The sequence below is a fragment of the Tatumella sp. JGM118 genome (assembly GCF_018257515.1).
GTDB classification, from domain to species: Bacteria; Pseudomonadota; Gammaproteobacteria; order Enterobacterales; family Enterobacteriaceae; genus Tatumella; species Tatumella terrea.
This window is the reverse complement of record NZ_JAERJR010000030.1, coordinates 1-26,922: the sequence shown is the minus strand read 5'-3', so window position 1 is coordinate 26,922 and position 26,922 is coordinate 1. Positions and strand designations below refer to the sequence as shown.

The 26,922-nt window shown below is 51.9% G+C and carries 25 protein-coding genes; 14 read left to right on the top strand and 11 right to left on the bottom strand.

Features of this window, described 5'->3' with window-relative positions:
• The first annotated feature begins 355 nt into the window (after nucleotides 1–355).
• On the top strand, nucleotides 356–667 hold the full coding sequence (locus JK223_RS16250) for a helix-turn-helix domain-containing protein (protein ID WP_212715187.1): 312 nt from the start codon (nucleotides 356–358) through the stop codon (nucleotides 665–667).
• A 146-nt stretch (nucleotides 668–813) separates the two neighbouring features.
• Here the strand turns inward: JK223_RS16250 and murA are convergent, their stop codons facing one another.
• The 7 genes from murA to mlaF all read right to left on the bottom strand — a co-directional run bounded on the left by murA (nucleotide 814) and on the right by mlaF (nucleotide 5,663).
• A complete protein-coding gene (gene murA / locus JK223_RS16245) occupies nucleotides 814–2,094 on the bottom strand; it encodes a UDP-N-acetylglucosamine 1-carboxyvinyltransferase (protein WP_212715186.1) in 1,281 nt (426 codons plus the stop codon).
• 66 nt (nucleotides 2,095–2,160) lie between these two features.
• Nucleotides 2,161–2,415, bottom strand: coding sequence for a BolA family iron metabolism protein IbaG (gene ibaG / locus JK223_RS16240; RefSeq protein ID WP_025903835.1), 255 nt, complete (start codon nucleotides 2,413–2,415; stop codon nucleotides 2,161–2,163).
• 114 nt (nucleotides 2,416–2,529) lie between these two features.
• Nucleotides 2,530–2,835 (bottom strand): lipid asymmetry maintenance protein MlaB, encoded by a 306-nt coding sequence (mlaB, locus tag JK223_RS16235; protein WP_212715185.1) that lies wholly within the window; start codon nucleotides 2,833–2,835, stop codon nucleotides 2,530–2,532.
• Complete coding sequence (gene mlaC, locus JK223_RS16230) at nucleotides 2,835–3,500, bottom strand: phospholipid-binding protein MlaC (protein WP_212715184.1); 666 nt, start codon at nucleotides 3,498–3,500, stop codon at nucleotides 2,835–2,837. The genes mlaB and mlaC overlap by 1 nt, the downstream gene beginning before the upstream one ends.
• Nucleotides 3,501–3,513: 13 nt before the next feature.
• Entirely contained in the window at nucleotides 3,514–4,056 is a 543-nt protein-coding gene (gene mlaD, locus JK223_RS16225; protein ID WP_212715183.1) for an outer membrane lipid asymmetry maintenance protein MlaD, read from the bottom strand.
• 4 nt (nucleotides 4,057–4,060) lie between these two features.
• Entirely contained in the window at nucleotides 4,061–4,843 is a 783-nt protein-coding gene (mlaE, locus tag JK223_RS16220; RefSeq protein ID WP_212715182.1) for a lipid asymmetry maintenance ABC transporter permease subunit MlaE, read from the bottom strand.
• Nucleotides 4,844–4,847: 4 nt separating this feature from the next.
• Nucleotides 4,848–5,663: a phospholipid ABC transporter ATP-binding protein MlaF gene (mlaF, locus tag JK223_RS16215; RefSeq protein ID WP_212715181.1), complete on the bottom strand. Its 816-nt coding sequence runs from the start codon at nucleotides 5,661–5,663 to the stop codon at nucleotides 4,848–4,850.
• Nucleotides 5,664–5,889: 226 nt separating this feature from the next.
• On the opposite strand from mlaF, the gene JK223_RS16210 reads away from it, so the two are divergent.
• The 10 genes from JK223_RS16210 to npr all read left to right on the top strand — a co-directional run bounded on the left by JK223_RS16210 (nucleotide 5,890) and on the right by npr (nucleotide 13,867).
• Nucleotides 5,890–6,870 (top strand): calcium/sodium antiporter, encoded by a 981-nt coding sequence (locus tag JK223_RS16210; RefSeq protein WP_212715180.1) that lies wholly within the window; start codon nucleotides 5,890–5,892, stop codon nucleotides 6,868–6,870.
• A 12-nt stretch (nucleotides 6,871–6,882) separates the two neighbouring features.
• Nucleotides 6,883–7,869, top strand: a complete 987-nt coding sequence (gene kdsD / locus JK223_RS16205; RefSeq protein ID WP_212715179.1) for an arabinose-5-phosphate isomerase KdsD — start codon at nucleotides 6,883–6,885, stop codon at nucleotides 7,867–7,869.
• Nucleotides 7,870–7,882: 13 nt separating this feature from the next.
• Entirely contained in the window at nucleotides 7,883–8,446 is a 564-nt protein-coding gene (gene kdsC, locus JK223_RS16200; protein ID WP_212715178.1) for a 3-deoxy-manno-octulosonate-8-phosphatase KdsC, read from the top strand.
• On the top strand, nucleotides 8,443–9,012 hold the full coding sequence (lptC, locus tag JK223_RS16195; RefSeq protein ID WP_212715177.1) for an LPS export ABC transporter periplasmic protein LptC: 570 nt from the start codon (nucleotides 8,443–8,445) through the stop codon (nucleotides 9,010–9,012). The genes kdsC and lptC overlap by 4 nt, the downstream gene beginning before the upstream one ends.
• Nucleotides 8,990–9,541 carry a lipopolysaccharide ABC transporter substrate-binding protein LptA gene (gene lptA, locus JK223_RS16190; protein WP_212715176.1) on the top strand — a complete coding sequence of 184 codons (552 nt, stop codon included), beginning with the start codon at nucleotides 8,990–8,992 and terminating at the stop codon, nucleotides 9,539–9,541. The genes lptC and lptA overlap by 23 nt, the downstream gene beginning before the upstream one ends.
• A gap of 5 nt (nucleotides 9,542–9,546) precedes the next feature.
• The gene (gene lptB / locus JK223_RS16185) at nucleotides 9,547–10,272 is read left to right on the top strand and encodes an LPS export ABC transporter ATP-binding protein (protein WP_212715175.1); all 726 of its coding nucleotides are present in this window, start codon (nucleotides 9,547–9,549) and stop codon (nucleotides 10,270–10,272) included.
• 51 nt (nucleotides 10,273–10,323) lie between these two features.
• Nucleotides 10,324–11,757 (top strand): RNA polymerase factor sigma-54, encoded by a 1,434-nt coding sequence (gene rpoN, locus JK223_RS16180; protein WP_212715174.1) that lies wholly within the window; start codon nucleotides 10,324–10,326, stop codon nucleotides 11,755–11,757.
• A 452-nt stretch (nucleotides 11,758–12,209) separates the two neighbouring features.
• Nucleotides 12,210–12,695: a PTS IIA-like nitrogen regulatory protein PtsN gene (gene ptsN, locus JK223_RS16175; RefSeq protein ID WP_025903822.1), complete on the top strand. Its 486-nt coding sequence runs from the start codon at nucleotides 12,210–12,212 to the stop codon at nucleotides 12,693–12,695.
• A gap of 48 nt (nucleotides 12,696–12,743) precedes the next feature.
• A complete protein-coding gene (rapZ, locus tag JK223_RS16170; RefSeq protein ID WP_212715173.1) occupies nucleotides 12,744–13,598 on the top strand; it encodes an RNase adapter RapZ in 855 nt (284 codons plus the stop codon).
• Complete coding sequence (npr, locus tag JK223_RS16165) at nucleotides 13,595–13,867, top strand: PTS phosphocarrier protein NPr (protein ID WP_212715172.1); 273 nt, start codon at nucleotides 13,595–13,597, stop codon at nucleotides 13,865–13,867. The genes rapZ and npr overlap by 4 nt, the downstream gene beginning before the upstream one ends.
• A gap of 12 nt (nucleotides 13,868–13,879) precedes the next feature.
• Here the strand turns inward: npr and mtgA are convergent, their stop codons facing one another.
• Complete coding sequence (mtgA, locus tag JK223_RS16160; protein WP_212715171.1) at nucleotides 13,880–14,599, bottom strand: monofunctional biosynthetic peptidoglycan transglycosylase; 720 nt, start codon at nucleotides 14,597–14,599, stop codon at nucleotides 13,880–13,882.
• A 905-nt stretch (nucleotides 14,600–15,504) separates the two neighbouring features.
• Nucleotides 15,505–17,847 carry an aerobic respiration two-component sensor histidine kinase ArcB gene (arcB, locus tag JK223_RS16155; protein WP_212715170.1) on the bottom strand — a complete coding sequence of 781 codons (2,343 nt, stop codon included), beginning with the start codon at nucleotides 17,845–17,847 and terminating at the stop codon, nucleotides 15,505–15,507.
• Nucleotides 17,848–18,581: 734 nt separating this feature from the next.
• Between arcB and gltB the strand changes: the two genes are divergently transcribed.
• The 3 genes from gltB to JK223_RS16140 all read left to right on the top strand — a co-directional run bounded on the left by gltB (nucleotide 18,582) and on the right by JK223_RS16140 (nucleotide 25,399).
• Nucleotides 18,582–23,048, top strand: a complete 4,467-nt coding sequence (gene gltB / locus JK223_RS16150) for a glutamate synthase large subunit (RefSeq protein WP_212715169.1) — start codon at nucleotides 18,582–18,584, stop codon at nucleotides 23,046–23,048.
• A gap of 9 nt (nucleotides 23,049–23,057) precedes the next feature.
• The gene (locus tag JK223_RS16145) at nucleotides 23,058–24,476 is read left to right on the top strand and encodes a glutamate synthase small subunit (protein WP_212715168.1); all 1,419 of its coding nucleotides are present in this window, start codon (nucleotides 23,058–23,060) and stop codon (nucleotides 24,474–24,476) included.
• Nucleotides 24,477–24,655: 179 nt separating this feature from the next.
• Nucleotides 24,656–25,399 carry an SDR family NAD(P)-dependent oxidoreductase gene (locus tag JK223_RS16140; RefSeq protein WP_212715167.1) on the top strand — a complete coding sequence of 248 codons (744 nt, stop codon included), beginning with the start codon at nucleotides 24,656–24,658 and terminating at the stop codon, nucleotides 25,397–25,399.
• Between the two features lie 57 nt (nucleotides 25,400–25,456).
• Here JK223_RS16140 and sspB read toward each other — a convergent pair whose 3' ends face one another.
• Together sspB and sspA are read right to left on the bottom strand one after the other, a co-directional pair.
• Nucleotides 25,457–25,960, bottom strand: coding sequence for a ClpXP protease specificity-enhancing factor (sspB, locus tag JK223_RS16135; RefSeq protein ID WP_212715166.1), 504 nt, complete (start codon nucleotides 25,958–25,960; stop codon nucleotides 25,457–25,459).
• 2 nt (nucleotides 25,961–25,962) lie between these two features.
• On the bottom strand, nucleotides 25,963–26,604 hold the full coding sequence (sspA, locus tag JK223_RS16130; protein ID WP_025903813.1) for a stringent starvation protein SspA: 642 nt from the start codon (nucleotides 26,602–26,604) through the stop codon (nucleotides 25,963–25,965).
• Nucleotides 26,605–26,922 lie beyond the last annotated feature (318 nt).

The following is a 26,922-nucleotide window of genomic DNA, read 5'->3' as shown; positions in this document are numbered from 1 at the left end:
GGTGCGTTTGAACTCAGTCATCATCACGTTCTCCGGATTTAAGTCTGGAACGTGTCAACACTATTCAGGACGGGTCAGTGACAACAAAAAAGCCCTGTACGGGCTTTTTTTTCGTCCCTGGACAGTCAGTTACGGTCTTTCTTTCAGATAAAGTTCCGGAAAGCTCCAGATATTTATCATTATATTTTCTCGATTTTTGCGACTCACACTCCAAATCAGCAGTTTTTATGACTACTTTTATAAAATTATACGACTGTTTTTGATATACCTATTTCCAAAAGAGGTGTAATTTTATCGCGTAAGCAGATGCGATACATATTTCGATAGCATCACTAACATCTGAAAAGGAGAGAGGATGAATACGCAAAAAACGGACTGGCACACTGCAGACATTATTGCCGCATTGAGAAAAAAAGGGACTTCACTGGCGGAAGTCTCACGTAATGCCGGGCTAAGCTCTTCCACCCTGGCCAATGCCTTATCCCGTCCCTGGCCTAAAGGAGAGTGGCTGATCGCCCGCGCCATTGATATCCACCCGGCCGAGATTTGGCCGAGCCGGTATTATCATCCGGTGACCCATGAGCTACTGGATCGGGAAAAACTGATGCGCCGTCTGCCTCATCATGACCGGAACACCACTCCGCCGGCCACCAACAGCACACCATAACGCTTGCAGCCCCGCCAGTGAGCTAACGCGCCAGCAGGGGTAGCCCCGCGAGGCCGCTTGCCCGAAAAGGCCCGCCGTCCTCGCGGAGACGCCATAAAAAAAGGCCTGAACAGGAAAGTCAGGCCTTTTTCAGAGATTATCACCCGTTATTCCGCGTGGGGATACTCTTCATCACCATGTACGCGTTCAATATTGGCACCTAACGCACGCAGTTTATCTTCAATGCGCTCGTACCCACGGTCGATATGGTAAATACGATCCACCTGCGTTTCACCTTCTGCAATACATCCTGCCAATACAAGACTGGCGGAAGCCCGCAGATCGGTCGCCATGACCTGCGCACCGGAGAGTTTTTCCACACCATGACAAATGGCGGTGTTACTCTCGATCTCGGCATGGGCTCCCATCCTGATCAGCTCCGGAATGTGCATAAAACGGTTTTCGAAGATGGTTTCGGTAATAACACCGGTCCCTTCTGCCACCAGATTCAGCAGTGTGAACTGTGCCTGCATGTCGGTCGGGAACCCGGGATGCGGCGCGGTACGGATATTGACCGCTTTCGGACGACGCCCGTGCATATCCAGGCTTATCCAGTCAGCACCAGTTTCGATATCCGCGCCTGCTTCACGCAGCTTGGCCAGGACGGCATCCAGCGTTTCGGGACGGGTTTTATGGCAGAGCACTTTTCCTCCGGAAATCGCCGCAGCAATCAGGAAGGTTCCGGTCTCGATACGGTCTGGTACCACTTCATAGCTACCGCCGCCCAGACGCTCAACACCTTCGATGACAATCCGGTCCGTTCCGGCACCGGAGATTTTGGCACCGATGGTGTTCAGGAAGCTGGCAGTATCGGCAATTTCCGGCTCACGCGCGGCGTTTTCAATCACCGTCGTCCCTTCAGCCAGGGTCGCGGCACTCATGATGGTAACGGTCGCACCTACGCTGACCTTATCCATCACAATATGCGCACCCTTCAGACGCCCATTCACAGATGCTTTGACATAGCCTTCTTCCAGTTTGATCTCCGCACCCAGCTGCTCCAGGCCGCTGATATGCAGGTCTACCGGCCGAGCCCCGATAGCACATCCGCCGGGTAAGGAGACCTGTCCCTGACCAAAACGAGCCACCAGCGGTCCCAGAGCCCAGATAGACGCACGCATGGTTTTTACGAGGTCATAAGGGGCGCAAAAAATGTTAACCCCGCTGGCATCCAGATGGACAGCACCATTGCGTTCTGCTTTTACCCCAAGCTGACTTAGCAACTTCATGGTGGTATCAATGTCACGCAGTTTAGGGACATTCTTTATTTCTACCGGTTCTTCTGCCAGCAATGCGGCAAAAAGAATAGGTAGTGCGGCATTTTTCGCACCGGAAATGGTAACTTCACCACTTAAGCGGGTGGGACCCTGTACTCGAAACTTATCCATTAACACGGCTCTCAATTAACAATCATAATAGGCAAGACCTGCCAGCCTGTAATTACGCAGCCTGAATCAGAAACCATTCAGCTTACGATCACGGGCCCATTCAGCAGGGGTATATGCTTTTATGGATAACGCATGAATACGGTTATCCGCAATATATTCCATCAACGGGGCATACACAGCCTGCTGCTTTTTTACCCGGCTCATCGGTTCAAAAAGTTCACCGACGGCGATCACCTGGAAATGGCTACCGTCACCGCTGACATGGACTTCATCCAGCGACAAGGCCTGCATTAATACTGCCTGAATTTCATTATTTTCCATTGCATTCAGCTTCCGTTAATCATAATCAGCCCATATCTTAGTAGAAAGCAGCTTTATCTTAAATACACAAAAGCCCCTGCCTGAGGCAGGGGCTTTTCATCAGTGCCGCATTATTTATCGGCTTTCTTCAGCAGAAACAATAATCTGTTGAAGATTATACAGTGTGATCAGTGACTGTAATTTATCAGAGATACCCTGAAATACTACCGGCTGACCGGAACGGGAGGCAATATTTTGCAGGTGAACCAGCAGCGCCAGTCCCGCCGAATCGACCCGTTTTAACCCGGACACATTAATCTCTGACACCCCCTGCACCACCTTCTCTTTCTGCTCCCACAGCGGGAGCAGTGTTTCGTGGTCCAGTTTGCCACTGAGCAGCAACGCGCGGTCCTGTTGCTGCCAATGCAACGTATCACTCATCAGTTTTGCTGATTCAGTGAAATGGGCTGGGCTGCGTACTGTTTCAGTTGTGCAGTCAGCGCATCGATACCCTGGGTGCGCAGTAAGTCTCCCCACTGATTCTGTTTCGTGGTGATCATGCTGATCCCTTCTGCCACCATGTCATAGGCCTGCCATGCCCCGGTGCGGGAATTTTTACGCCACTGGAAATCCAGCCGGACCGGCGGACGGCCATTCGGGTCGATAATGGTGACACGAATAGCGACCAGATTAGCATTGCCCAGTGGTTGCGGGGACTCAATCTGATAAGTCTGTCCGTGATACAGCGCCAGGGCCTGGCCGTAGGCCTGATCCAGGTAATCACCGAAAGCTTTGTAATAAGCGTCGCGTTGTGCCGGGGTCGCCTGGTTGTAGAAACGGCCCAGTACCAGCGCACCGGCATATTTTACCTGGACATAAGGCATCAGTTCCTGCTGGACAATTTCACGCAGGTAATCCGGGTTCTGCTTAATCTTCGCCTGTTCATTCTTCAGACGGGTAAACGTTTTTGCGGCCGCCTGATCCATCAGTGTGTAAGGGTTACTCTGATCAACCTGGCTGCTCGCCGGGGTGGTTTCAGCGGCATTCACCGCTGCTACCGGCAGTGTTACCAGCATCGCTGCCATTAACAGACGTTTGACTAACATATAAACTTTCCTCTTAGTGAGTTGGCGCCGGCGCTGATGGGCCATTGCTGTCAGGCGAAGCACTTTGATCTTTATCACTGCTACCGTTACCGTTTTTGTACAGGAACTGTCCAATCAGATCTTCAAGCACCATTGCCGATTTTGTATCACGCAGCGTGTCGCCATTCTTAAGGATAGCAGAACCCAAATCCGGATCATTGAAGCCGAGGTTAAGCGCCAGGAATTGCTCGCCTAACAGACCCTGTGTACGTACCGCCAGCGAGCTGGTATCCGGAATTTTTCCGGCATACGCATCATCAATCGCCATCGTAACTTTCGGTGACAGCGTGCTGTCATCCAGAGAGATGTTGGTGACTCTGCCGATGACCACACCGCCGATTTTCACCGGAGAGTTGACTTTAAGGCCCCCGATATTGTCAAAGGTCGCATATAATTTCCACGTCGGTTCTGTGCCAAAGGATTTCAGATTAGCGACGCGCAGGCAGAGAAACAGCGCAGCGACCAGTGCCAGCAACAGGAAAATACCTACCCAGATTTCACTTTTTTTACTTTGCATTGCGTTAATTCCCAAACATCAGTGCTGTCAGCACAAAATCTAACCCAAGTATGGCCAGGGATGAGTGTACTACCGTACGGGTGGTGGCACGACTGATCCCCTCAGACGTCGGAACAGCGTCATAGCCGTTAAATAACGCTATCCATGAAACTGCGATGGCGAAGATGATGCTTTTCACCACACAATTAATGATATCCACGCGGAAATCGACGGCACCCTGCATGGCTGACCAGAAGAAACCGGGATCGATCCCTTTCCAGTCCACACCTACCAGAGCCCCCCCGGCGATACCGACCGCGGTGAACATGATGGCCAGTAATGGCATACTGATGACCCCGGCCCAGAAGCGGGGAGCCACCACACGCCGGAGAGGATCCACGGCCATCATTTCCATGCTGGATAACTGCTCTGTCGCTTTCATCAGTCCGACTTCAGCGGTTAATGCTGACCCGGCCCGTCCGGCAAACAGTAATGCGGTAACGACCGGTCCCAGTTCACGCAATAACGAGAGCGCAACGACCATACCCAGGCTGGTTTCTGCGCCGTAGGTTTTTAAGACCAGATACCCCTGCAGCCCCAGCACCATGCCGATAAACAGGCCGGAAACCAGAATAATCAGCAAAGAAAGCACACCCACGCTGTAAATCTGCCGCATAACCAGCCGGCCGTGTTTAACAAACGCCGGTTTGCCCACCAGCGCGTGAAACAGCATCAGGCCTGCCCTGCCAAACGATGTGCAGCTCTTAATTCCCCAACGTCCTAATGACGCTACTGCCTTTAACAACATGTCGTTAATGCCTCCCGGAGCTTAGCAAATCGGTGAGATAGTCACCGGCCGGATACCGGAAAGGTACCGGACCATCCGCATGGCCGTCGATAAACTGACGGACACGGGGATCAGGCGTTTCCCGTAATGCTTCGGGGCTACCCTGCGCAATTATATGCTGTCCTGCCACAATATAAGCATAGTCAGCAATACTCAGTACTTCAGGCACATCGTGAGAAACCACGATGCAGGTCAGGCCAAGTGCATGATTAAGCTCATCAATCAGTTTCACCAGCACCCCCATCGTGATGGGATCCTGCCCGACGAAAGGTTCATCAAACATAATGAGTTCAGGATCCAGCGCGATCGCGCGCGCCAGGGCAACACGCCGGGCCATACCACCCGATAACTCTGCCGGGGTCAGCTCCTCAGCTCCCCGCAATCCGACGGCCTCCAGCTTCATCATCACCGTGGTATGCAATAATTCCGGGGGTAACCGGGTATGCTCACGCAAAGGCCAGGCCACGTTTTCGTAGACAGTGAGATCGGTAAACAGTGCCCCTGACTGGAATAACATGCTCATCTTTTTACGGACGTCGTATAACTTCCTGCGGGACAATGTCGGAATATTATCATCACGGAAGAAAATATCTCCGTTATCCGGCGATAATTGCCCGCCGATCAGGCGCAATAATGTCGTTTTACCGATACCTGACGGCCCCATAATGGCGGTAATTTTCCCTTCAGGAACCGTCAGGGTAATGTCATCAAAGATTTTGCGGTTCCCCCGGGAGAAACTCATCCCGCGGATTTCCACTAATCCTTTGTGTTGCTGAACCATAGTGACCCCTTACAGGTGTTCGGGCTTTTTAATTGATTATGATGCCAGCCATGAGGATAGCACCACGCTATTTTTACAGAAAATTACAGGCCAGGTTTGTGTAATTCAGTCATAAAATTTACTTTTCGCCTTCCGGCAGTCAAAATCAGCCCCTGATAATGTTGAACCCTGTTTTTGCCCTGACACCGCGCTCCGGTATCACGGCCACTTTGGCAAAGGAATACCCATGCTTGTCGCGATTGTCCTGCTGGTTCTTGGTTTACTGCTGCTGGCTTATGGCGCCGACCGGCTGGTATTCAGTGCCTCCATTTTATGTCGGTCTCTCGGGATCCCCCCGCTGATTATTGGTATGACGGTCGTCGGTATCGGGACCTCACTGCCAGAGATCATTCTTTCGTTATCTGCGGTACAGCATGGATTACGCGACTTTTCTGTCGGCATCGCCCTGGGTTCCAATATTACCAACATTTTATTAATTCTGGGGGGGGCTGCATTGCTCCATCCTCTGAAAATCAACTCGGCCCTTTTGCGCCGGGAACTGCCCCTGATGTTACTGGTGACGCTGCTTTGCGGGCTATTACTGGCCGATAATTTTCTGACCCGGAGCGAAGGTTTTTGTCTGTTAGCCATGGCTGTCATTTATCTGTGGGGTATTATCCGGCTGGCCAACAAAACCCAGGCAGCCACCGGCGACTCACTGACGCGTGAGCAGTTAGCCGAACTGCCGGGCGAAGATGCCGGTAATACGGTGGCTTGCCTGTGGCTCGGGGTCGCTTTGGTCCTGTTGCCGGTGGCCACGCGGATGATACTGGATAACGCGACAGTGGTGGCAGATTATCTGGGGATCAGTGAACTGCTGATGTCGCTGTTTTTTATCTCCATCGGTACCAGCCTGCCGGAACTGGCCACCGTCATTGCCGGTACTCTGAAAGGAGAAGGTGATATCGCCGTCGGCAACCTGTTGGGTGCTAACATTTACAATACGGCCATTGTTCTGGGGCTTCCGGCACTGGTCAGTCCGGGCAGTATCGACAGTAATGCTTTTTCGCGGGATTATTGGGTCATGCTCGGGGTCAGTACACTTTTTGCGGTCATTTGCCTGAGAAAGGACCGGCGTATCGGTCGTCTCACCGGAGCTTTTCTGTTGTGCGGATTTATTGTCTGGGCCGCCATGCTCTGGGTTTATCCGATGATGAATAATCAATAAAAGGACTCTGGAATGTCTGAACAACCGACAAGCTCTGGTTTTGATTTCAGAAAAGCCGGAAAAAACGTTCTGCGTATCGAACGCGAAGGTCTTGAACAACTGGACCAGTATATTAACGAGGATTTTTCCCGCGCCTGTGACATCCTTTACCATTGTCGAGGTAAAGTCGTGGTGATGGGAATGGGGAAATCCGGCCACATTGCCCGAAAAATGGCCGCGACCTTTGCCAGCACCGGTACACCGGCGTTTTTTGTCCATCCTGCGGAGGCCAGCCACGGCGACCTGGGCATGGTCGGCCCGGAGGATGTGGTACTCGCCATCTCCAACAGCGGGGAGTCTCACGAGATCCTGGCGCTGGTCCCGGTGATCAAACGACTGAAAATTACGTTAATCTGCCTGAGCAGCCGGCCGGAAAGTGCCATGGCGAAAGCCGCCGATTTGCACTTAACCGTCAGGGTTCCTCAGGAAGCCTGCCCGCTGGGCCTGGCCCCCACCAGCAGCACCACGGCGACGCTGGTAATGGGAGATGCGCTGGCCGTTGCCTTACTGGAAGCCCGCGGTTTTACGGCCAATGATTTTGCCCTCTCGCATCCCGGCGGGGCATTAGGCAGAAAGCTTTTGCTGCACGTCAGCGATGTGATGCATGCCGGTACGGAAATGCCCTGCGTTCCGCGCCATGCTTCACTGCGTGATGCCCTGCTGGAGATCACCCGTAAGAAAATGGGTATGACGGTGATCGTTGAGGAGGATATGACGATAGCGGGTATCTTTACCGACGGTGATTTACGTCGGGTCATCGATATGGGGATCAACTTCCAGTCAACGCTGATAGATAATGTCATGACCCCGGGGGGGATCCGCGTAACACCTAATATGCTGGCTGTTGATGCGCTAAATGTTATGCAAAGTAAAAATATCACCTCGTTACTGGTTGCGGATAACAATCGTTTGGTGGGTGTGGTACATATGCATGATATGTTGCGTGCCGGTGTCGTCTGAGCAGGATAAGAGAATGAATACTGAATTACCCGTTGAAACCTGTTACGGGCCTGTCCGTCGGGCCGTGATGACCGCTGCCGCCGGAATAAAATTATTGATCTGTGATGTTGACGGTGTGATGTCTGACGGATTGATCTATATGGGGAACAGCGGAGAAGAACTGAAAGCCTTCAATGTCCGTGACGGCTATGGGATCCGCTGTCTGTTAACCAATGAGGTGGAAGTGGCGATCATTACCGGACGTAAGGCCGGATTACTGGAAGATCGCTGCCGTACACTCGGCATCGGCCACCTCTACCAGGGACAATCAGATAAGATTTTGGCCTTTCGCGATCTTCTGGATAAACTGTCGCTCCGTCCGGACCAGGTCGCCTATATTGGCGATGATTTGATCGACTGGCCGGTCATGGCAGAGGTCGGTCTCAGTGTTGCGGTGGCGGATGCCCATCCCTTATTACTCCAGCGTGCAGATTATGTCACACGTATCAACGGTGGCCGTGGCGCGGTAAGGGAAATTTGTGATCTTATTTTGATGGCACAAGACAAATTCGAGGATGCCAAAGGGTTATCGATATGAGTAAAACCAGACGCTGGATCACCCTGCTGCTGGCCATTATTGCAGTGGTCTTGATTGGCTGGAACCTGACAAATCAGGAGTCATCTTCACCCGCAGTGGTCGCAGATGATCAAAGCCCGACCTATACCACCGCCAGCACCCATACGGTGGTCTATAACCCGGAGGGCGGGCTCGCCTATACGCTGGATTCAGCAAAAGTGGCTTATTTTGATACGGCCCGCGTCAGCTGGTTTGATAACCCTGTCATGACGACGTTTGACCCGCAAAAAGCGCCGGCATGGTCAGTCAAAGCAGATAAAGCAAAATTAACCCAAAACCGGATGCTGTATCTGTACGGGCACGTGGAAGTGCGGGCCTTAAGCCCGAATGCAAAAATTGAACGGATGACGACGGATAATGCGCAGATTAACCTCGTCACTCAGGATGTGACCTCCGATGACCAGGTCACTCTTTACGGCCAGGATTTCCACTCTACAGGGATGAAGATGCGGGGTAATTTACGCGCAAAAACAGCCGAATTAATTGAAAAGGTCAAAACCTACTATGAAATTCAAAACCAACACTAATAGCATCAGGTTGTTGCTGATCAGTACACTGCTGGCCTGTAGTCTGCCTGCACTGGCCGTGACAGGGGATTCCGATAAACCGGTGAATGTCACCTCGGAAAACCAGTCAATGGATATGCAGGGCAATGTGGCGACCTTTACCGGCAATGTGATCATTACTCAGGGAACGATCAGGATCACTGCGGATAAGGTGGTGGTCACCCGTCCGGGCGGAGATAGTAAAAAAACCCTGGTAGATGCCTACGGTAATCCGGCGACTTTTTATCAGATGCAGGACAACGGTAAACCGGTCAAAGGTCATGCCGCCAAATTACATTATGATCTGGCGAAAGATATGGTTGAACTGACCGGCAATGCGTATATCCAGCAGCTGAACAGCAATATTCAGGGTGACCGCATTACTTATCTGGTGAAACTGCAAAAAATGCAGGCTGACAGCCAGGGGCCACAAAAACGTGTCACCACCACACTGGTGCCCTCTGAATTACAGAACCCTAAAACCACGAAATCCCCTAAACAGAGTCAATAATACTTATGGCGACTTTAATTGCAGAGAACCTGGCAAAAGCATACAAAGGCCGACGTGTGGTTGAGGATGTGAGCCTGCAAGTCAACTCCGGTGAAATTGTCGGTTTGCTGGGCCCTAACGGGGCCGGGAAAACCACCACCTTCTATATGGTTGTCGGTATTGTTCCCCGCGATGCAGGCCGGATTGTTATCGATAGTGATGATATCAGTTTACTGCCACTGCACGCCCGGGCCCGCCGGGGTATCGGATATCTTCCCCAGGAGGCCTCTATTTTTCGTCGCCTGAGTGTTTACGATAACCTGATGGCGGTGCTGCAGATCCGTAAGGATCTGAGCGCAGAGCAGCGGGCAGATCGTGCTAACGAGCTGATGGAAGAGTTCCATATTGAACATCTGCGCGACAGTCTGGGACAGGCCCTTTCCGGCGGGGAACGTCGCCGTGTTGAGATTGCCCGGGCACTGGCCGCTAACCCCAAATTTATCCTGCTCGATGAGCCTTTTGCCGGCGTTGACCCTATCTCGGTCATTGATATCAAAAAAATTATTGAGCATCTGCGTGACAGCGGTCTGGGCGTACTCATCACTGATCATAATGTCCGTGAAACACTCGCGGTGTGTGAACGCGCTTATATCGTGAGTCAGGGTAAATTAATCGCTCACGGCACTCCGGAAGATATTCTGGCCGACGAGCAGGTTAAACGCGTTTATCTCGGTGAAGAGTTCCGACTCTGATTCTGGTAATGTGTTCTTATTGATATTTTTTCAGGAAATGCACGCCTCACTATGAAGCAAAGTTTGCAATTCAGACTCAGCCAACAACTGGCAATGACCCCCCAGTTGCAGCAGGCGATACGGCTGTTGCAACTGTCGACGCTCGAGTTACAACAAGAATTACAATTAGCTCTGGAAAGTAATCCGTTACTGGAACAAACAGAGATACTCAACGAGGTCGATGCTGAGGAGTCAGGTGAAAGCGCATCCCTGGATACACGGGAAGCCCTGGAACAAAAAGATATGCCGGAAGAGCTTCCTCTGGATGCGACCTGGGATGAAATCTATACTGCAGGGACGCCCTCCGGAACAGGCACAGACTATCAGGATGATGAATTGCCTCTCTATCAGGGCGAAACGACACAATCCCTGCAGGATTACCTGATATGGCAAATGGAACTGACGCCGTTCAGTGATACTGACCGCGCGATAGCGACCTCTATTGTTGATGCGATTGATACCACGGGATATCTGACCGTTCCGCTGGATGACATTCTGGAAAGTATGGGTGATGACGAACTGACCCCTGAAGAGGTCGAAGCAGTCTTAAAGCGTATCCAGCATTTCGACCCTATCGGTGTCGGCGCCAGAGATTTAAAAGAGTGTCTGTTGATTCAGCTTTCTCAGTTTGCTCCTGAAACCCCGATGCTGGAAGAGGCGCGCCTGATTGTCCGCGGGCATCTGGATCTTCTGGCGAACCATGATTTCCGTAGTCTGATGCGCGTGACCCGGCTCAAAGAAGATGTGCTGAAAGAGGCGATGCTGCTGATCCAGTCTCTGGACCCGCGACCGGGCCAGTCTATTAATACCGGTGAGTCAGAGTATGTGATCCCCGATGTCCTGGTGCGTAAGTCAGGCAGCCAGTGGACCGTCGAACTCAATACCGACAGCCTGCCAGGATTACGCATTAATCAGCAGTATGCCGCCATGAGCGGCGGTGCCCGTAACGACAGCGATAATCAATTTATCCGTAATAACTTACAGGAAGCCCGCTGGCTGATTAAGAGCCTCGAAAGCCGTAACGATACACTGCTGAAAGTTTCCCGCTGTATTGTCGAGCAGCAACAGGCTTTTTTCGAGCAGGGTGAAGAATATATGCGGCCAATGGTCCTGGCAGACATTGCCCAGGCCGTAGAAATGCATGAATCCACTATCTCACGCGTGACGACCCAGAAATACCTGCACAGTCCACGGGGCATCTTTGAGCTGAAGTACTTTTTCTCAAGCCATGTGAATACTGAAGGTGGCGGTGAAGCATCCTCCACGGCGATCAGGGCCCTGGTGAAAAAATTAATTTCAACGGAAAACCCTGTAAAGCCCTTGAGTGACAGTAAACTCACCACTATGTTATCTGAACAGGGCATTATGGTGGCAAGGCGAACCGTCGCTAAGTATCGCGAATCATTATCTATCCCACCGTCAAACCAGCGTAAACAGCTGCTTTAACGTGACAGTCTCGCGGGCCGGTGTCACCACCGGTAGCGATCACCGGGAAGAAATAACGGAACCTCCGCATCAGTTTAGCGAAAAAAGGTTTGCTACGCTGTGGCAGGGTTTACCGAAGAATCGCCCGGGGTTAACGCGATCCGCGGTGGTCAGTGTTCACTCAGTCACAGAGAACATCGTGCCTGCGGTGTACAGTACCCCCCGGCGGATGTCCCCCGGATGAGCGGTGGCCGGCATCCGCCGGGAAGCCCCTACGGCAGGTAAGCCGGAATCAAGACATGCTGCAGCCGTACAGGCAGTCCGGCGCAGTGCAGTAAAGGGCAACAGTCCAGACAACTCCGCGGCTGTTTTTGTCCTGACGTTTACAGACAGACCCCGGTCTGTCACTGTGGCGGCATACAGGGCAACCGATAACCACAATAGTGGCCAGATGAATCTGCAAGTGAAATTATATGAATAGTGAACTGACACTTGAACTTAGCCAGGTGCTTACACCGGAATGTACACGCAACAATGTGCACTGCCAGAGTAAAAAACGGGCACTGGAGATTATCAGCGAGCTGGCTGCAGCACAGCTGAATCTGCCACACCAGACCATTTTTGAAACGATCCTGAATCGTGAAAGGATGGGAAGCACGGGTATCGGCAATGGCATTGCTATCCCCCATGGCAAACTGGAAGAAGACACATTAAGAACCATTGGTGTGTTCATCCACCTTGAGCATCCTATTTCATTCGATGCCGTTGATAATCAGCCGGTTGATTTGTTATTTGCCCTGCTGGTTCCGGCGGACCAATGCAAAACGCACTTGCACACATTATCCCAGGTAGCCAAACGCCTGGCAGAAAAGAATATCTGCAGACGCTTGCGGGCGGCACAAAGCGATCAGGAACTCTATGACATTATTATGGATGAGCAGCAGCGCACGGAAGAATAATTCCGGCCACGTATTACTGTTATCCGGGATCATTACGGGAGAAAGGTCATGGTTCTGATGATCGTCAGTGGGCGTTCCGGGTCGGGAAAATCTGTCGCACTCCGCGCCCTTGAAGATATGGGCTTTTATTGTGTCGATAACCTGCCCGTCGATTTACTGCCTGAGCTGGCCAATTCACTGGCGAAGCAGAATATTTCTGCGGCTGTCAGTATTGATGTCCGCAATATGCCGGAATCTCCGGAAATTTTCGAACACACATTTAGTCATCTGTCTGACAAATTTACTCCGCAATTACTGTTTCTGGACGCTGACCGCAATACGCTGATCCGCCGTTACAGCGATACCCGGCGGCTGCACCCGCTTTCCAGCAGAAACCTGTCGCTGGAAAATGCCATCGACGAGGAGAGCAATCTGCTTGAGCCTCTGCGCGCCAGAGCCGACCTGATCATCGATACCTCTGAAATGTCGGTCCACGAACTGGCCGAAATGCTGCGGGCGCGCTTGCTGGGTAAACGTGAGCGTGAGCTGACCATAGTGTTCGAATCCTTTGGTTTTAAATACGGTATTCCAATCGATGCCGATTATGTCTTCGACGTCCGCTTTCTGCCGAATCCTCACTGGGACCCGGCGCTGAGACCCCTCACCGGCCTGGACCGTCCGGTGATCGATTTTCTTGACCGCCATACTGAAGTCCATAATTTCATTTATCAGACCCGCAGTTATCTTGAGCTCTGGCTTCCGATGCTGGAAACCAACAACCGAAGTTATCTGACAGTGGCTATCGGTTGTACTGGCGGAAAACACCGTTCCGTCTATATTGCAGAGCAACTGGCAGCCTATTTCCGTTCACGTGGCAAGAATGTTCAGTCACGGCATCGCACATTGGAAAAGAAAAAAATATGACAGTGAAAGAATCAGTAAAAATCAGAAATAAGCTGGGGATGCATGCCCGGCCGGCAATGAAATTATTCGAACTGGTCCAGAGTTTTGATTGCGAAGTGATCCTGCGTAACGAAGCGGGTACCGAGGCCGATGCCAGCAGTGTTATCGCCCTGCTGATGCTGGATTCGGCACAAGGCGGACAGATTGAAGTTGAAGCCAGCGGACCGGATGAAGCGCGGGCACTGCAGGCGGTGGTCGAACTGTTCAACGCCGGGTTTGATGAAGATTAACCCGGCATCAGGTCAGTACAGATGATATTTTTCCAGAAAACCGGTACCGCCTAACTGTTCCATTTGCCGGGAGATCCACTGCTGCCGTCCACGGACATAGACCGAGGGAGCATCGGCATGGTAGAGAATAGGATTCGGTAAGATAGCAGCCAGTAATGCAGCTTCCTGACGGGTCAGCTGGCTGGCGTGTTTATGGAAATAGGTTTCTGAGGCCATTTCCACTCCAAAAATCCCCGGTCCGAACTCAGCAATATTCAGATAGACCGTCAGTATCCTTTTCTTACCCCAGAGGGTTTCCAGTCCGACGGTCAGCCCGGCCTCCAGCCCTTTACGTAACCAACTGCGTCCGTCCCAGAGAAACATATTTTTCGCCGTTTGCTGAGACAGTGTCGAAGCGCCCCGCATTTCTCCCCGCTGACGACTATCCAGCACCGACTGTACTGCCGCAAAATCGAATCCCCAATGCTCCGGAAATTTCTGATCTTCCCCGGCAATCACAGCCAGCGGCATCCAGGGAGAGATCTCCGACATGCTGACCCAACGGGAACGGGCACGGTAATCCGTATCCCCTGAGACGAGTGCACTGACCTGACGCTCCGCCATCACTGCCGAAAAGGGCACCGGGACTACCGAAAAAACCAGGATTGCCACAATCACCGTGGCAATAATCCCGGTGACTGTCAGCAATAAACGTCGTTTGAGTCTGTACCGGAATCCCTTTTTACTTGTCATGAATCGGCTCCTGCAGCAGGTCTGTTCTGATATAACCGCGGTTCATTGATGATCATCCTGCGGGTGGTTTGTATAAACTTTCCAATCCTATTTTCTGAAAAATCTCATTATTCAGTGTGAATAATATCCTGAATATGGCAAAAATTACTAAGGGATATAATAATTATATCAATAACATCAATCACTTCACGCCACTAAGGAATCGGTTCCAGTCTGTTTAGGCTTCGTTTAAATGTTAAGATAAATTAATGTTTAATCCGGTTTACCTCTGATCACTTACTTAACAATAAATTAAATATAAATTATTATTCAGTGGGAAAAAACGGAGGCTGGCCTGCCCCGGGATGCCTCTGTCCGGTGCCGGGTCACCCTGACATCGATCTACCGGGTTCCGGGTAATCTCCGTGATCACCGTGCGGAAGTGCCTTTCATCGGGTAGCGGACGACCTATCCGGGGGGAGATGCCGGCCAGTGTCAGGTATCTTACTTATTGTTTTTATGAATAAATAACCGTGAAATCCCGTTTCAGATCAATCGCAGATAAAAACACCATCAATTGAAAGGTTTTTTCGGGAGATAAACAGGGTGTTAATCACTTTTCTCCTTTAACAGACAGGCGGCTTCCGCCCGGAGGTTAACTGCCCTTAAAAGGTGCAGCGAAGATAAACCTCCGCAGATAGCCGGTCCGTCTGCCGGATTTCAACATCATAAATCTTAATGAATTGTGGCAAAGTGACCTCAGTTTTTGTTAAGGTAAGTGCAGCAGTCATCCAATACCCGCTGTAGCCCCGGTTCTTACCGGAGAACGACTTTACGTATCCGGCTACAACGTGACCGTTTCCCTGGTGTTGGCGCAATCTTCGCGCACCCCGGTTTACCCGGGGTCATTTTTTTCTGCCGGCCACTTACTTTTCTGCTTCTCTGCTTTCTACCCATTTCCTGAGCGTATCCACTTCATGACGCCATTCATGTCGTAGTTCATCGATCCATTCCTGGACGTTGTCCCACCATGCCGGAAGTTCCGGCGTCTGAATTTGCCGCGCAATCTCCTGCAGATATTTTAAGCCGACAGAACCTGCCGCCCCTTTAATTTTGTGGCCCTCTTCTGCAATGCCTTTCTGATCTTTTGCCATCATGTTGGAATCAAGAACATCAAGATAGCCCGGCATCATTTTTTCGAACATGCTCAGACTGTCGTAGATAAGTTTTGGTCCCACCAGCTCGAGATATTGTTCCAGCATGACGATATCGAGGTGCTTCTGCTCAGCAGAAGAGGCCGGTTCAGGGATCGACTCTTCCTCCTCCTGATGCGGATTCCAGTATTTACTGATCACCGCGGTCAGGGCCGGCACCGCCAGGGGTTTGCTTAACACATCATCCATGCCGGCCTCCAGATACTCTTTCTTATCTTTGAGCACATTGGCGGTCAGTGCCACCAGCGGAGGCAGGTCCTGTCCGGCAAAACGCTGATGTAATGTGCGTGCGACATCAAGCCCGGTCATATCCGGAAGCTGAATATCCAGCAGTACCATATCGAATTCCCGGGGATCGAATATCTCCAGCGCCTCTGCACCGGTCATCGCCACATCGGTGGAACATCCCAGTTTATCCAGTACAGAACGGGCAACGACCACATTCAGTTCAATATCTTCAACCAGCAGGATATGCAGTGCCGGCAGAGGCATCGTGTCCGGTTCATCGGTATCTTCTTCCACAGTGGTCAGGGCTGGCGCATCAATCACCACACTGAAACAAGCGCCTTCTCCAGGATGGCTGCTGACCGTGATATCCCCTCCCATCGCCTGTGCCAGGCGGTAAGAAATCGCTAGGCCGATACCGGTGCCGGTCGCCGGTTTTCCCCCATGCTGGTCCTTCACCTGGTAGTACATGGCAAAAATTTTGTCCTGCTCACTTTTCGGAATGCCGATACCGGAATCTTTGACATCGAAGCGCAGTTTCTGCGTGGCATCATCATAGGTGACGGTGACGATAATCTCGCCTTCACGGGTGAATTTCACGGCATTACCAATCAGGTTCCACAGGATCTGACGTAACCGTGTTCCGTCGGCCACGATCGTTTCGGGTAAGGGTTGCTGCGCGGACATCACGAACTTCAGGCCTTTTGGCTGAACCAGAAGGCCGGAGAGATTTTCGAGATCCGCCAGGAAGCCGGTGAAGTCGATAGGCTGATTATCGAGCCTGACCCGGCGGCGTTCAATTTTATCCATTTCGATCACATCATTAAAAATATTCCCCAGAGTGATCGCCGATACATGGATGGTATTAAGATAATTCAGCTGCTCCTGACTCAGTTCGGTATCCAGCAGGATACGGCTCAGACCGACAATGCCGTTCAGTGGCGTGCGAAGCTCATGACTGATGGTCGAGATGAAGGTGGTTTTTTCGCGGCTGGCATTTTCCAGCGCTTCCTGGTAACGCTTACGTTCGGTGATATCACGACCGAAGCCCATCAGGCCGGCACGCTTGCCGACCCGGTCGTAATAGGGAACTTTACGGATTTCGAAACAGGCTTTTTTACCATCCGGATACTGCAGCCATTGTTCATAGGTCAGCGCAACATTATGACGAAAGACCTTCTCATCCGTTTCCAGTATTTTGGCTGCGGTATCGGCATCATAGATATCCAGCGGAGACAACCCGACCAGCTGTTTCTCATTTTTCCCCGCCAGTAACTCCACGGCACGGTTACAACCGGAAAACTTGCGATCAATATTGCGATAAAAGACCAGATCAGGAGAAGCATCAAGAAACGAACGTAAGAAACTGGACTGCTGTTCCAGTTCTATCTGCGTCTTTTCGCGGCTGGCCATTTCATCCTTGAGCTTATCCATGGCATGTTCACGGGCCTGCTCTGCATTTTTACGATCGTTAATTTCCTGATTGAGTTGCTGAATGTTTTCTTTTAGCTGCTGATTGAGTTGCAGGTCCCGGTGACGCATCTCTTCCAGCTTATCCACCAGCCGGGCTAATCGCTGACGGGAATCCTCCAGCTGATCAACCACCACAGAGAGAAAGTACACGGCCCAGGGCGTGATCAGTAATCCAAAAAATACCGAACGGACGACGTCGATACTCTCCACTCTGCCCTGCAACACCAGTGTGACGGCCATCTGGACAATCATGGCCAGTACCACTAAGGCTGAGGCCAGTAATAAAGAAAACCTGACCAGGCCAAGTTTGACCATCAAATCTACATAGTATTGCGCCAGTAATCTGATCTGTTTCATATACACTCCCTGACTGTGAACTCCCATCATATCCTACCTTTTTAACGCAGAAACAGGCTGACAGGAACCACTGACGTGTTTTACCGAACGACACCGTCATCCTCATCCGCGACTGCGTGACGGTCAGAGATCATCACATAAAGCACAGAATGAATATAAATTCATAAGAAGTGAATCTTAACGCAGCAGGTAAGCCTATTAATATTTTTAATGATCCCTGAGTCCGCGCAGAAAATAAGGATTTTGGATAAAACAGAGATATCATGCAGCAATCTTCGTATACTCGGAATTTTGTGCTAAAAATCACTCCGGCACCAGCATGGTGCAGGCATTGAGAAGCCGCACTATAGTGAGACAGTTCACAATTGCCTATGCATCCTGAGTGTGCACAACCGGATAAAAAAACCAGTAAATACTTAATATTCAATAATATATAAAAAAACACCCTCCCCCGTCACAGAAAGAGTCGCTATTTGACCTGACCTCGCTTTCCCGATAAGTTGGAAATCCACTGGAAGCTTTCTGTGCGGATTCATTGTCCGCCATATTTATGCAGTAGCAGAGGTTCCCTGTAACAAGTTCCCGACACTTGTCACATCGATGAAGCCCGCCATGGCAGAAGCAGCGATTAAGACATGTTTGTGCATCTGCGGATGCCTCATTCTTACGCGGCTGCTGCGCATGTCTGACTGCCGGAATAACAAGAGTCTCTAGAGCCCGGGGAGGTTCACTCAATGTTGTATGATAAATCCCTTGAAAAGGATAACTGTGGTTTTGGACTGATCGCCCATATAGAAGGTGAACCGAGCCACAAAGTAGTACGTACGGCCATTCATGGACTCGCCAGAATGCAACATCGCGGTGCAATTCTGGCTGACGGTAAAACCGGTGACGGCTGTGGTCTTCTGTTACAGAAGCCTGACCGCTTCTTCCGTATTGTCGCGGAAGAAAAAGGCTGGCGTCTGGCGAAGAACTACGCTGTCGGTATGCTCTTTCTGAGCACCGACGAAGCAAAGGCCAGTGCTGCCCGGGCTATTGTTGAAGAAGAAATTCTCCGTGAGACACTTTCTGTTGCCGGATGGCGTGAAGTCCCGACCAATCAGGACGTTCTGGGGGAGATTGCCCTGTCGTCACTGCCGGGGATCCAGCAGGTGTTTATCAACGCCCCGGCCGGATGGCGTCCGCGTGATATGGAACGCCGCCTGTACATGGCTCGCCGCCGGATAGAAAAACGCGTCGAAGCCCTGAATGACAGTGATTTCTATATTTGTAGTTTCTCCAATCAGGTGAATATCTACAAAGGGCTCTGCATGCCCGCTGATCTGCCCCGGTTTTATCTCGACCTGGCGGATTTACGTTTAGAATCATCTATTTGCTTATTCCACCAGCGCTTTTCAACCAATACGGTGCCTCGCTGGCCACTGGCCCAGCCTTTCCGCTACATGGCGCATAATGGTGAAATTAATACCATTGCCGGTAACCGGCAGTGGGCACGTGCCCGTGCATATAAATTCAATACCCCGTTGATCCCTGATCTGCAGACCGTCGCTCCGTTTGTCAACGAGACCGGGTCGGATTCCAGTTCAATGGATAACATGCTGGAGCTGTTCCTTAACGGGGGGATGGACCTGGTCCGTGCGATGCGTTTACTGGTGCCACCGGCATGGCAGAACAATCCGGATATGGATCCTGAGTTACGTGCCTTCTTTGACTTCAACTCCATGCATATGGAGCCGTGGGATGGCCCGGCCGGGATAGTCATGTCTGACGGACGTTACGCGGCCTGTAACCTGGACCGTAATGGTCTGCGACCGGCCCGGTATGTGATTACCAGTGATAAATTAATCACCTGCGCCTCTGAAGTCGGTATCTGGGATTATCAGCCCGATGAAGTGGTGGAGAAAGGCCGTGTCGGTCCCGGTGAGCTGATGGTGATCGATACCCGTGAAGGCCGTATCCTCCACTCCTCAGAAACCGATAACGACCTGAAAAGCCGCCATCCTTATAAAGAGTGGATGGAAAAGAATGTTAAACGCTTAGTGCCTTTTGAAGAGCTGACCGATGACCAGGTAGGTAAACGTCACCTCAGCGATGCTATGCTGGCAACCTACCACAAGCAGTTTGGTTACAGCAGTGAAGAACTGGACAGCATTCTGCGGGTACTGGGCGAAAATGGTCAGGAAGCTGTGGGCTCAATGGGTGATGACACGCCTTTTGCCGTCCTCTCCAGCCGCCCGCGCATTATCTATGACTATTTCCGTCAGCAGTTTGCGCAGGTCACCAACCCGCCGATTGACCCGTTACGTGAAAACCACGTGATGTCACTGGCAACCAGTATCGGTCAGGAGATGAACGTCTTCTGTGAAGCGGAAGGACAGGCTCACCGTGTGAGTTTTAAATCCCCTATCCTGCTTTACTCTGACTTTACTCAGCTGACGACGCTGGAAGGTAAGTACTATCGTGCCGATACCCTGGACTGTACTTTCGAGCCGGAAAACGAAACGCTGGAACAGGCTATTCATCGTCTGAATGATCAGGCGGAAGAGCTGGTGCGTGAGGGGACCGTTCTGCTGGTTCTGTCTGATCGGGCCATCAGCGCCGGCCGTCTGCCGGTCCCGGCGCCGATGATTGTCGGGGCAGTACAGGCACGGCTGGTTGAAAAAAGTCTGCGCTGCGATGCCAACATCATTGTTGAAACGGCGTCGGCCCGTGATCCGCATCATTTTGCAGTGTTGTTCGGCTTTGGTGCAACAGCGGTCTACCCGTGGCTGGCCTATGAGTCTCTGGCACAGATGTCAGACAGCGGGATTATCGGCAAAGATTACCGCAGCGTGATGCTGAATTACCGTAATGGCATCAATAAAGGCCTGTACAAAATCATGTCAAAAATGGGCATTTCGACCATCGCTTCGTACCGTTGTTCGAAGCTGTTCGAAGCCGTCGGTTTACATCAGGATGTGACCCGTCTCTGTTTCCAGAATGTCACCAGCCGGATCGGCGGTGCCAGCTTCAGTGATTTCCAGCAGGATTTAACGAATCTGGCAAAACGCGCCTGGTTGCAGCGTAAGACGCTGGAACAGGGGGGACTCCTGAAATACGTCCATGGTGGTGAATACCACGCCTATAACCCGGATGTGGTTGGTACGTTGCAGCAGGCGGTACAGAGCGGCGATTACGATGACTATAAGAAGTACGCAGAACTGGTCAATAACCGTCCGGTAGCCACGCTGCGTGACCTGTTACAGTTACAGCCCGGCACTGACAGCATCGTGATCGACGATGTTGAACCTGCCAGTGAGCTGTTTAAACGTTTTGACAGTGCGGCAATGTCTATCGGTGCATTGAGCCCGGAAGCACATGAATCACTGGCGGAAGCCATGAACAGCATCGGCGGCTTCTCTAACTCCGGCGAAGGCGGTGAAGACCCTGCACGTTACGGCACCAATAAAGTCTCGCGGATCAAACAGGTCGCTTCCGGGCGTTTCGGTGTCACACCGGCCTACCTGGTGAATGCGGATGTTATTCAGATCAAGGTCGCCCAGGGGGCGAAACCGGGTGAAGGCGGACAGTTACCCGGCGACAAAGTGACGCCGTATATTGCAAGGCTCCGCTACTCTGTACCGGGTGTCACACTGATATCACCTCCGCCACACCATGATATCTATTCCATTGAAGACCTGGCGCAGCTGATTTTCGATCTCAAGCAGGTTAACCCGCAGGCGATGATTTCGGTCAAACTGGTTTCCGAACCGGGTGTCGGGACCATTGCGACCGGGGTAGCAAAAGCCTATGCCGATCTGATCACTATTGCCGGCTATGATGGCGGCACCGGTGCCAGTCCGTTGTCCTCGGTTAAATATGCCGGATGTCCCTGGGAACTGGGGCTGGTCGAAACTCAGCAGGCACTGGTAGCCAATGGCCTGCGTCATAAAATCCGCTTACAGATCGACGGCGGCCTGAAAACCGGCCTCGATATTGTTAAAGCCGCGATCCTGGGGGCCGAAAGCTTCGGTTTCGGGACCGGCCCGATGGTCGCACTGGGCTGTAAATACCTGCGTATTTGCCACCTGAATAACTGTGCTACCGGGGTAGCGACTCAGGACGATAAGCTGCGTACCAACCATTACCATGGCTTACCGTTCAAGGTGACGAATTACTTTGAATTTATTGCCCGTGAAACCCGTGAAATTATGGCTTCACTGGGGGTAACCCGTCTGACTGACCTGATCGGCCGTACCGATCTGCTGAAGGAACTGGACGGATTTACGGCAAAACAGCAGAAGCTGGATCTGTCTTCACTGCTGAAGACGGCACAGCCAATGCCAGGCAAAGCCATGTACTGTACCGAAAGCAATCCGCCGTTTGATAAAGGCGTGCTTAACAAAGCGTTACTGGATCAGGCGGTCCCGTTCATTGAACAGCGTCAGAGTAAAACGTTCTATTTCGATATCCGGAATACCGATCGTTCCGTCGGCGCCACACTTTCCGGTGCCATCGCCCTGACTCACGGAGACCAGGGGCTGGCGGCAGATCCTATCCGCGTTTACTTTACCGGCACCGCCGGTCAGAGTTTCGGGGTATGGAATGCCGGTGGACTGGAAATGATCCTGACCGGAGATGCTAACGACTATGTCGGTAAAGGCATGGCTGGCGGGTTACTGGCCATCCGTCCGCCGGTAGGTTCTGCCTTCCGCAGCGTGGAAGCGACCATTGCCGGTAATACCTGTCTGTATGGCGCCACCGGCGGTAAACTTTTTGCCGCGGGCCGTGCAGGCGAACGTTTTGCCGTCCGTAACTCCGGTGCCATTACCGTGGTTGAAGGTATCGGTGACAATGGCTGTGAATATATGACCGGCGGCATTGTCTGCGTACTGGGTCGCACCGGCGTTAACTTTGGCGCAGGCATGACCGGCGGATTCGCTTACGTGCTGGATGAAGACGGTGAATTCCGTAAACGTGTGAATGCTGAACTGGTAGAAGTGCTGGATGTTGAGCAATTGCCTATTCACGAAGAGCACCTGCGTGGGCTGATTACTGAACACGTTCAGTACACCCAGTCCGGCCGTGGCGAAGAGATCCTGGCGAACTGGCCGAAATGGTCTGCTAAATTCACCCTGGTTAAACCTAAGTCCAGTGATGTCAAAGCATTACTGGGCCACCGTAGTCGCTCCGCAGCAGAACTGCGGGTTCAGGCGCAGTAAGAGGTCACGATGAGTCAGAATGTTTATCAGTTTATCGACTTGCAGCGTGTTGATCCGCCGAAAAAACCGCTGAAACTTCGGAAAATTGAATTTGTCGAAATTTATGAGCCCTTCTCTGAAGGGCAGGTCAAAGCTCAGGCCGATCGTTGCCTGGACTGCGGTAACCCGTATTGCGAATGGAAATGTCCGGTCCATAACTATATTCCTAACTGGCTGAAGCTGGCCAATGAAGGCAGGATTATGGAAGCGGCAGATCTGTCGCACCAGACCAACAGTTTGCCGGAAGTCTGTGGCCGCGTTTGTCCGCAGGACCGCCTGTGCGAAGGGTCATGTACGCTGAATGCGGAGTTTGGCGCTGTCACCATCGGTAACATTGAGCGTTATATCAATGATAAAGCGATGGAGATGGGCTGGAAGCCGGATATGTCGCATGTCACCCCGACCGGTAAACGTGTCGCGGTGATTGGTGCCGGCCCGGCCGGGCTGGCCTGTGCCGATGTCCTGACCCGTAATGGTGTGCAGGCGGTGGTCTTTGACCGTCACCCGGAAATCGGTGGCTTGCTGACCTTTGGTATCCCTTCTTTCAAGTTAGAAAAAGAAGTGATGATCAAACGTCGCGAACTGTTCACCGAAATGGGCATTGAATTCCGTCTGAATACGGAAGTGGGACGTGATGTACAGCTCAGCGACCTGATGGATGAATTCGATTCTGTCTTCCTGGGCGTCGGGACTTACCAGTCGATGCGCGGTGGCCTGGAAAACGAAGATGCGCCGGGTGTCTTTGATGCCCTGCCATTCCTGATTGCGAATACGCGTCACACCATGGGCTTTGAGCCACTGGAAGAACAGCCTTACATCACCATGCAGGGGAAACGTGTTGTCGTGCTCGGCGGAGGGGATACGGCGATGGACTGCGTGCGGACTTCCATTCGTCAGGGGGCCAGTCATGTGACTTGTGCTTACCGTCGTGATGAAGAGAATATGCCAGGGTCGCGCCGCGAAGTGAAAAATGCCCGTGAAGAAGGGGTCGAATTCCGGTTTAACCTGCAACCTCTGGGTATTGAGATCGACAGTCAGGGCCGGGTCTGTGGCGTTAAGATGGCTCGTACCGAAATGGGCCCTGAAGATGCTGCCGGCCGCCGCCGTGCAGAGATCGTCGCAGGTTCTGAGCATATTATCCCGGCGGATGCCGTGGTGATGGCATTCGGCTTCCGTCCGCATGGTATGGAGTGGCTGGCGAGCTTTGGTGTCGAACTTGACACTCAGGGACGTATTATTGCGCCTGAGAACAGCGATAATGCTTTCCAGACCAGTAATCCTAAGATATTTGCCGGTGGCGATATTGTCCGTGGTTCTGACCTGGTCGTTACCGCTATCGCTGAGGGTCGTAAGGCGGCTGAAGGTATTATGGATTACCTGGAGGTCTGACCGGCCGTCAGTGTTCCCCGAAAAAAGGCACAATACTGTGCCTTTTTTTTCGCCCGAGCCCGGTGATTTCTGGCGGCCGATGCCCGGGAACGGGCTTTTATGCACAGAATTCAACCAACGCCTTCGGCTATCCTGTCTCTTGCTTACGGAATATCCCGTAGCCAGGAAAAGGAACTGATATGGATTTCTCAGGAAAGGTCGTCATTGTTACCGGCGGAGCCAGCGGTATTGGTCTTGAAACGGTTAAAGCGTTTGCTTCTGCCGGGGCGTCTGTGGTTATTGCCGATATTGCACCCGGCAGCGAAGAGATCACCCGCGAACTTCAGCAACAGGGAATGCCGGTGATCTTCTGCCGGACAAATGTATGTAGTGAGGCGGACCAGCAACAGTTGATCGAAACGACGCTCCGGCACTTTTTGAGGCTGGACATTGTGTTTGCTAATGCCGGTATCGCCCGTGATGGTGCGGCAGAAGATCTCTTATTCACCGACTGGCAGAAAACGATTGATATCAATTTATCCGGGGTCTTTCTCAGTAATAAATATGCTATCCGGCATTGGACCGGACATCATCTCCCCGGGGTTATCGTTAACTGTGGATCTATTCATAGCTTTGTCGGTAAACGTCATGTCACGGCGTATGCCGCCGCTAAAGGCGGAGTGAAGCTGTTAACCGAAACACTGGCGGCAGATTATGCCGGTAAAAACATCCGTGTGAATGCTGTTTGTCCGGGGTATATCGACACCCCGCTACTCACCCAGCTATCCACCCCCCAAAAAGAAGAGTTAATTAAACTTCATCCACAGGGCCGCCTGGGTCGTCCGGAGGAAGTGGCCGCTGCCGTGCTTTTTCTTGCCAGTGTTCAGGCCGGTTTTATCAATGGTGCATCGTTGCTGGTCGATGGCGGATATACCGCCCAATAGTGTTTCAGGCATAAAAAAACCGGCCTGCGGGCCGGTTTTTCATGAGATGCTGATGGCTTACTTAACGATACGTAGCGCCGGACGTCCGCCGCCGCGCGGAGGATGAGGGGGTTCATCATCGCCATCGGTCTCTGAGTCGGTCGTGCCCTCAGGCAAATCACCCTCAATGACTGACATGATAGTTTCTGACGGCGCAGCCTGCGGCTCAGCATCATCTTCTGATAGCTGGTCATAGGCAGGCTCAGGTTCAAACATGGTTCCGGCACCATTCTCGCGGGCATAGATAGCCATCACCGCATTCATCGGCACCATCACCTGACGAGGAACACCCCCAAAACGGGCATTGAAATGCACGGCGTCATTGGTCATCTCAAGATTACCGACAGCACGCGGAGCAATGTTCAGTACGATCTGTCCATCGCGCGCATATTCCAGCGGAACCATCACGCCCGGCAGATTAATGTCAGCCACCAGATGTGGCGTCAGATCGTTATCCAGCAGCCATTCATAGAATGCCCGCAACAGATAAGGACGACGTGCACTCAGTTCAGTCATTTCCATAATCAGCCCCGAAATTGTAAACGCATTTCGCGTTCAGTTTCGGTCAGAGAGGCCAGGAAAGAATCACGTTCAAAGACGCGGGTCATATAGCCTTTCAGCTCTTTAGAGCCAGTGCCGCTCAGGTCTACGCCCATTGACGGTAAACGCCACAGTAACGGAGCCAGATAGCAATCGACCAGACTGAATTCTTCGCTCATGAAGAAAGGAGTACGGGCAAATAAAGGTGCAATGGCCAGTAACTGTTCACGCAGTTGTTTACGGGCATCATCAGCTTCCTGAGCGGTTCCTTTCTCGATACGGAACAACAGGCTGTACCAGTCCTGCTCAATGCGATGCATCATCAGGCGGCTTTCACCACGGGCAACAGGATACACAGGCATTAATGGCGGATGAGGGAAACGCTCATCCAGGTATTCCATGATAATACGTGATTCATACAACGTCAGTTCACGGTCAACCAGAGTCGGCACGGTACAATACGGATTCAGGTCAATCAGATCCTGCGGAAGGTTATCCATATCGACCTGTTCGATCTCCACACTAACGCCCTTTTCGGCCAGTACAATACGTACCTGATGGCTGAAAATATCACTGAGTCCGGAAAACAGTGTCATTACCGAACGTTTGTTGGCAGCGACAGCCATGAAAACCTCCACTTAGCTCAAAAAGATACTACGAATAGCCAACAACAGCCGACTAGCCAGTATGCATAAAACCTGTCAGTCTGCTCAGATACCCAGCTATGGACCCTCAGGCCCCCGGGGTATCGCTCTTGCTGACAGGTATAAATCAGGCCCACAGTTTACCAGATCTTCACCTGTTTGTGGGGGGTGATTAAAGATTTACCAATAAATAGTCCGGAACTGCAGCCTTCTGAGCGCCGGAAAGTAAAAGACCACCTTCTTAGAAGGTGGCTTTTGAGAATGCCCCCTGTAAGGGGGGCTACTTTCACCTTCCGCTTA

Bases quoted from the DNA above. Each gene is read 5' to 3' on its own strand.
- JK223_RS16250 (WP_212715187.1), top strand. From the start codon at position 356: ATGAATACGCAAAAAACGGACTGGCACACTGCAGACATTATTGCCGCA.
- murA (WP_212715186.1), bottom strand. From the start codon at position 2,094: ATGGATAAGTTTCGAGTACAGGGTCCCACCCGCTTAAGTGGTGAAGTT.
- ibaG (WP_025903835.1), bottom strand. From the start codon at position 2,415: ATGGAAAATAATGAAATTCAGGCAGTATTAATGCAGGCCTTGTCGCTG.
- mlaB (WP_212715185.1), bottom strand. From the start codon at position 2,835: ATGAGTGATACGTTGCATTGGCAGCAACAGGACCGCGCGTTGCTGCTC.
- mlaC (WP_212715184.1), bottom strand. From the start codon at position 3,500: ATGTTAGTCAAACGTCTGTTAATGGCAGCGATGCTGGTAACACTGCCG.
- mlaD (WP_212715183.1), bottom strand. From the start codon at position 4,056: ATGCAAAGTAAAAAAAGTGAAATCTGGGTAGGTATTTTCCTGTTGCTG.
- mlaE (WP_212715182.1), bottom strand. From the start codon at position 4,843: ATGTTGTTAAAGGCAGTAGCGTCATTAGGACGTTGGGGAATTAAGAGC.
- mlaF (WP_212715181.1), bottom strand. From the start codon at position 5,663: ATGGTTCAGCAACACAAAGGATTAGTGGAAATCCGCGGGATGAGTTTC.
- JK223_RS16210 (WP_212715180.1), top strand. From the start codon at position 5,890: ATGCTTGTCGCGATTGTCCTGCTGGTTCTTGGTTTACTGCTGCTGGCT.
- kdsD (WP_212715179.1), top strand. From the start codon at position 6,883: ATGTCTGAACAACCGACAAGCTCTGGTTTTGATTTCAGAAAAGCCGGA.
- kdsC (WP_212715178.1), top strand. From the start codon at position 7,883: ATGAATACTGAATTACCCGTTGAAACCTGTTACGGGCCTGTCCGTCGG.
- lptC (WP_212715177.1), top strand. From the start codon at position 8,443: ATGAGTAAAACCAGACGCTGGATCACCCTGCTGCTGGCCATTATTGCA.
- lptA (WP_212715176.1), top strand. From the start codon at position 8,990: ATGAAATTCAAAACCAACACTAATAGCATCAGGTTGTTGCTGATCAGT.
- lptB (WP_212715175.1), top strand. From the start codon at position 9,547: ATGGCGACTTTAATTGCAGAGAACCTGGCAAAAGCATACAAAGGCCGA.
- rpoN (WP_212715174.1), top strand. From the start codon at position 10,324: ATGAAGCAAAGTTTGCAATTCAGACTCAGCCAACAACTGGCAATGACC.
- ptsN (WP_025903822.1), top strand. From the start codon at position 12,210: ATGAATAGTGAACTGACACTTGAACTTAGCCAGGTGCTTACACCGGAA.
- rapZ (WP_212715173.1), top strand. From the start codon at position 12,744: ATGGTTCTGATGATCGTCAGTGGGCGTTCCGGGTCGGGAAAATCTGTC.
- npr (WP_212715172.1), top strand. From the start codon at position 13,595: ATGACAGTGAAAGAATCAGTAAAAATCAGAAATAAGCTGGGGATGCAT.
- mtgA (WP_212715171.1), bottom strand. From the start codon at position 14,599: ATGACAAGTAAAAAGGGATTCCGGTACAGACTCAAACGACGTTTATTG.
- arcB (WP_212715170.1), bottom strand. From the start codon at position 17,847: ATGAAACAGATCAGATTACTGGCGCAATACTATGTAGATTTGATGGTC.
- gltB (WP_212715169.1), top strand. From the start codon at position 18,582: ATGTTGTATGATAAATCCCTTGAAAAGGATAACTGTGGTTTTGGACTG.
- JK223_RS16145 (WP_212715168.1), top strand. From the start codon at position 23,058: ATGAGTCAGAATGTTTATCAGTTTATCGACTTGCAGCGTGTTGATCCG.
- JK223_RS16140 (WP_212715167.1), top strand. From the start codon at position 24,656: ATGGATTTCTCAGGAAAGGTCGTCATTGTTACCGGCGGAGCCAGCGGT.
- sspB (WP_212715166.1), bottom strand. From the start codon at position 25,960: ATGGAAATGACTGAACTGAGTGCACGTCGTCCTTATCTGTTGCGGGCA.
- sspA (WP_025903813.1), bottom strand. From the start codon at position 26,604: ATGGCTGTCGCTGCCAACAAACGTTCGGTAATGACACTGTTTTCCGGA.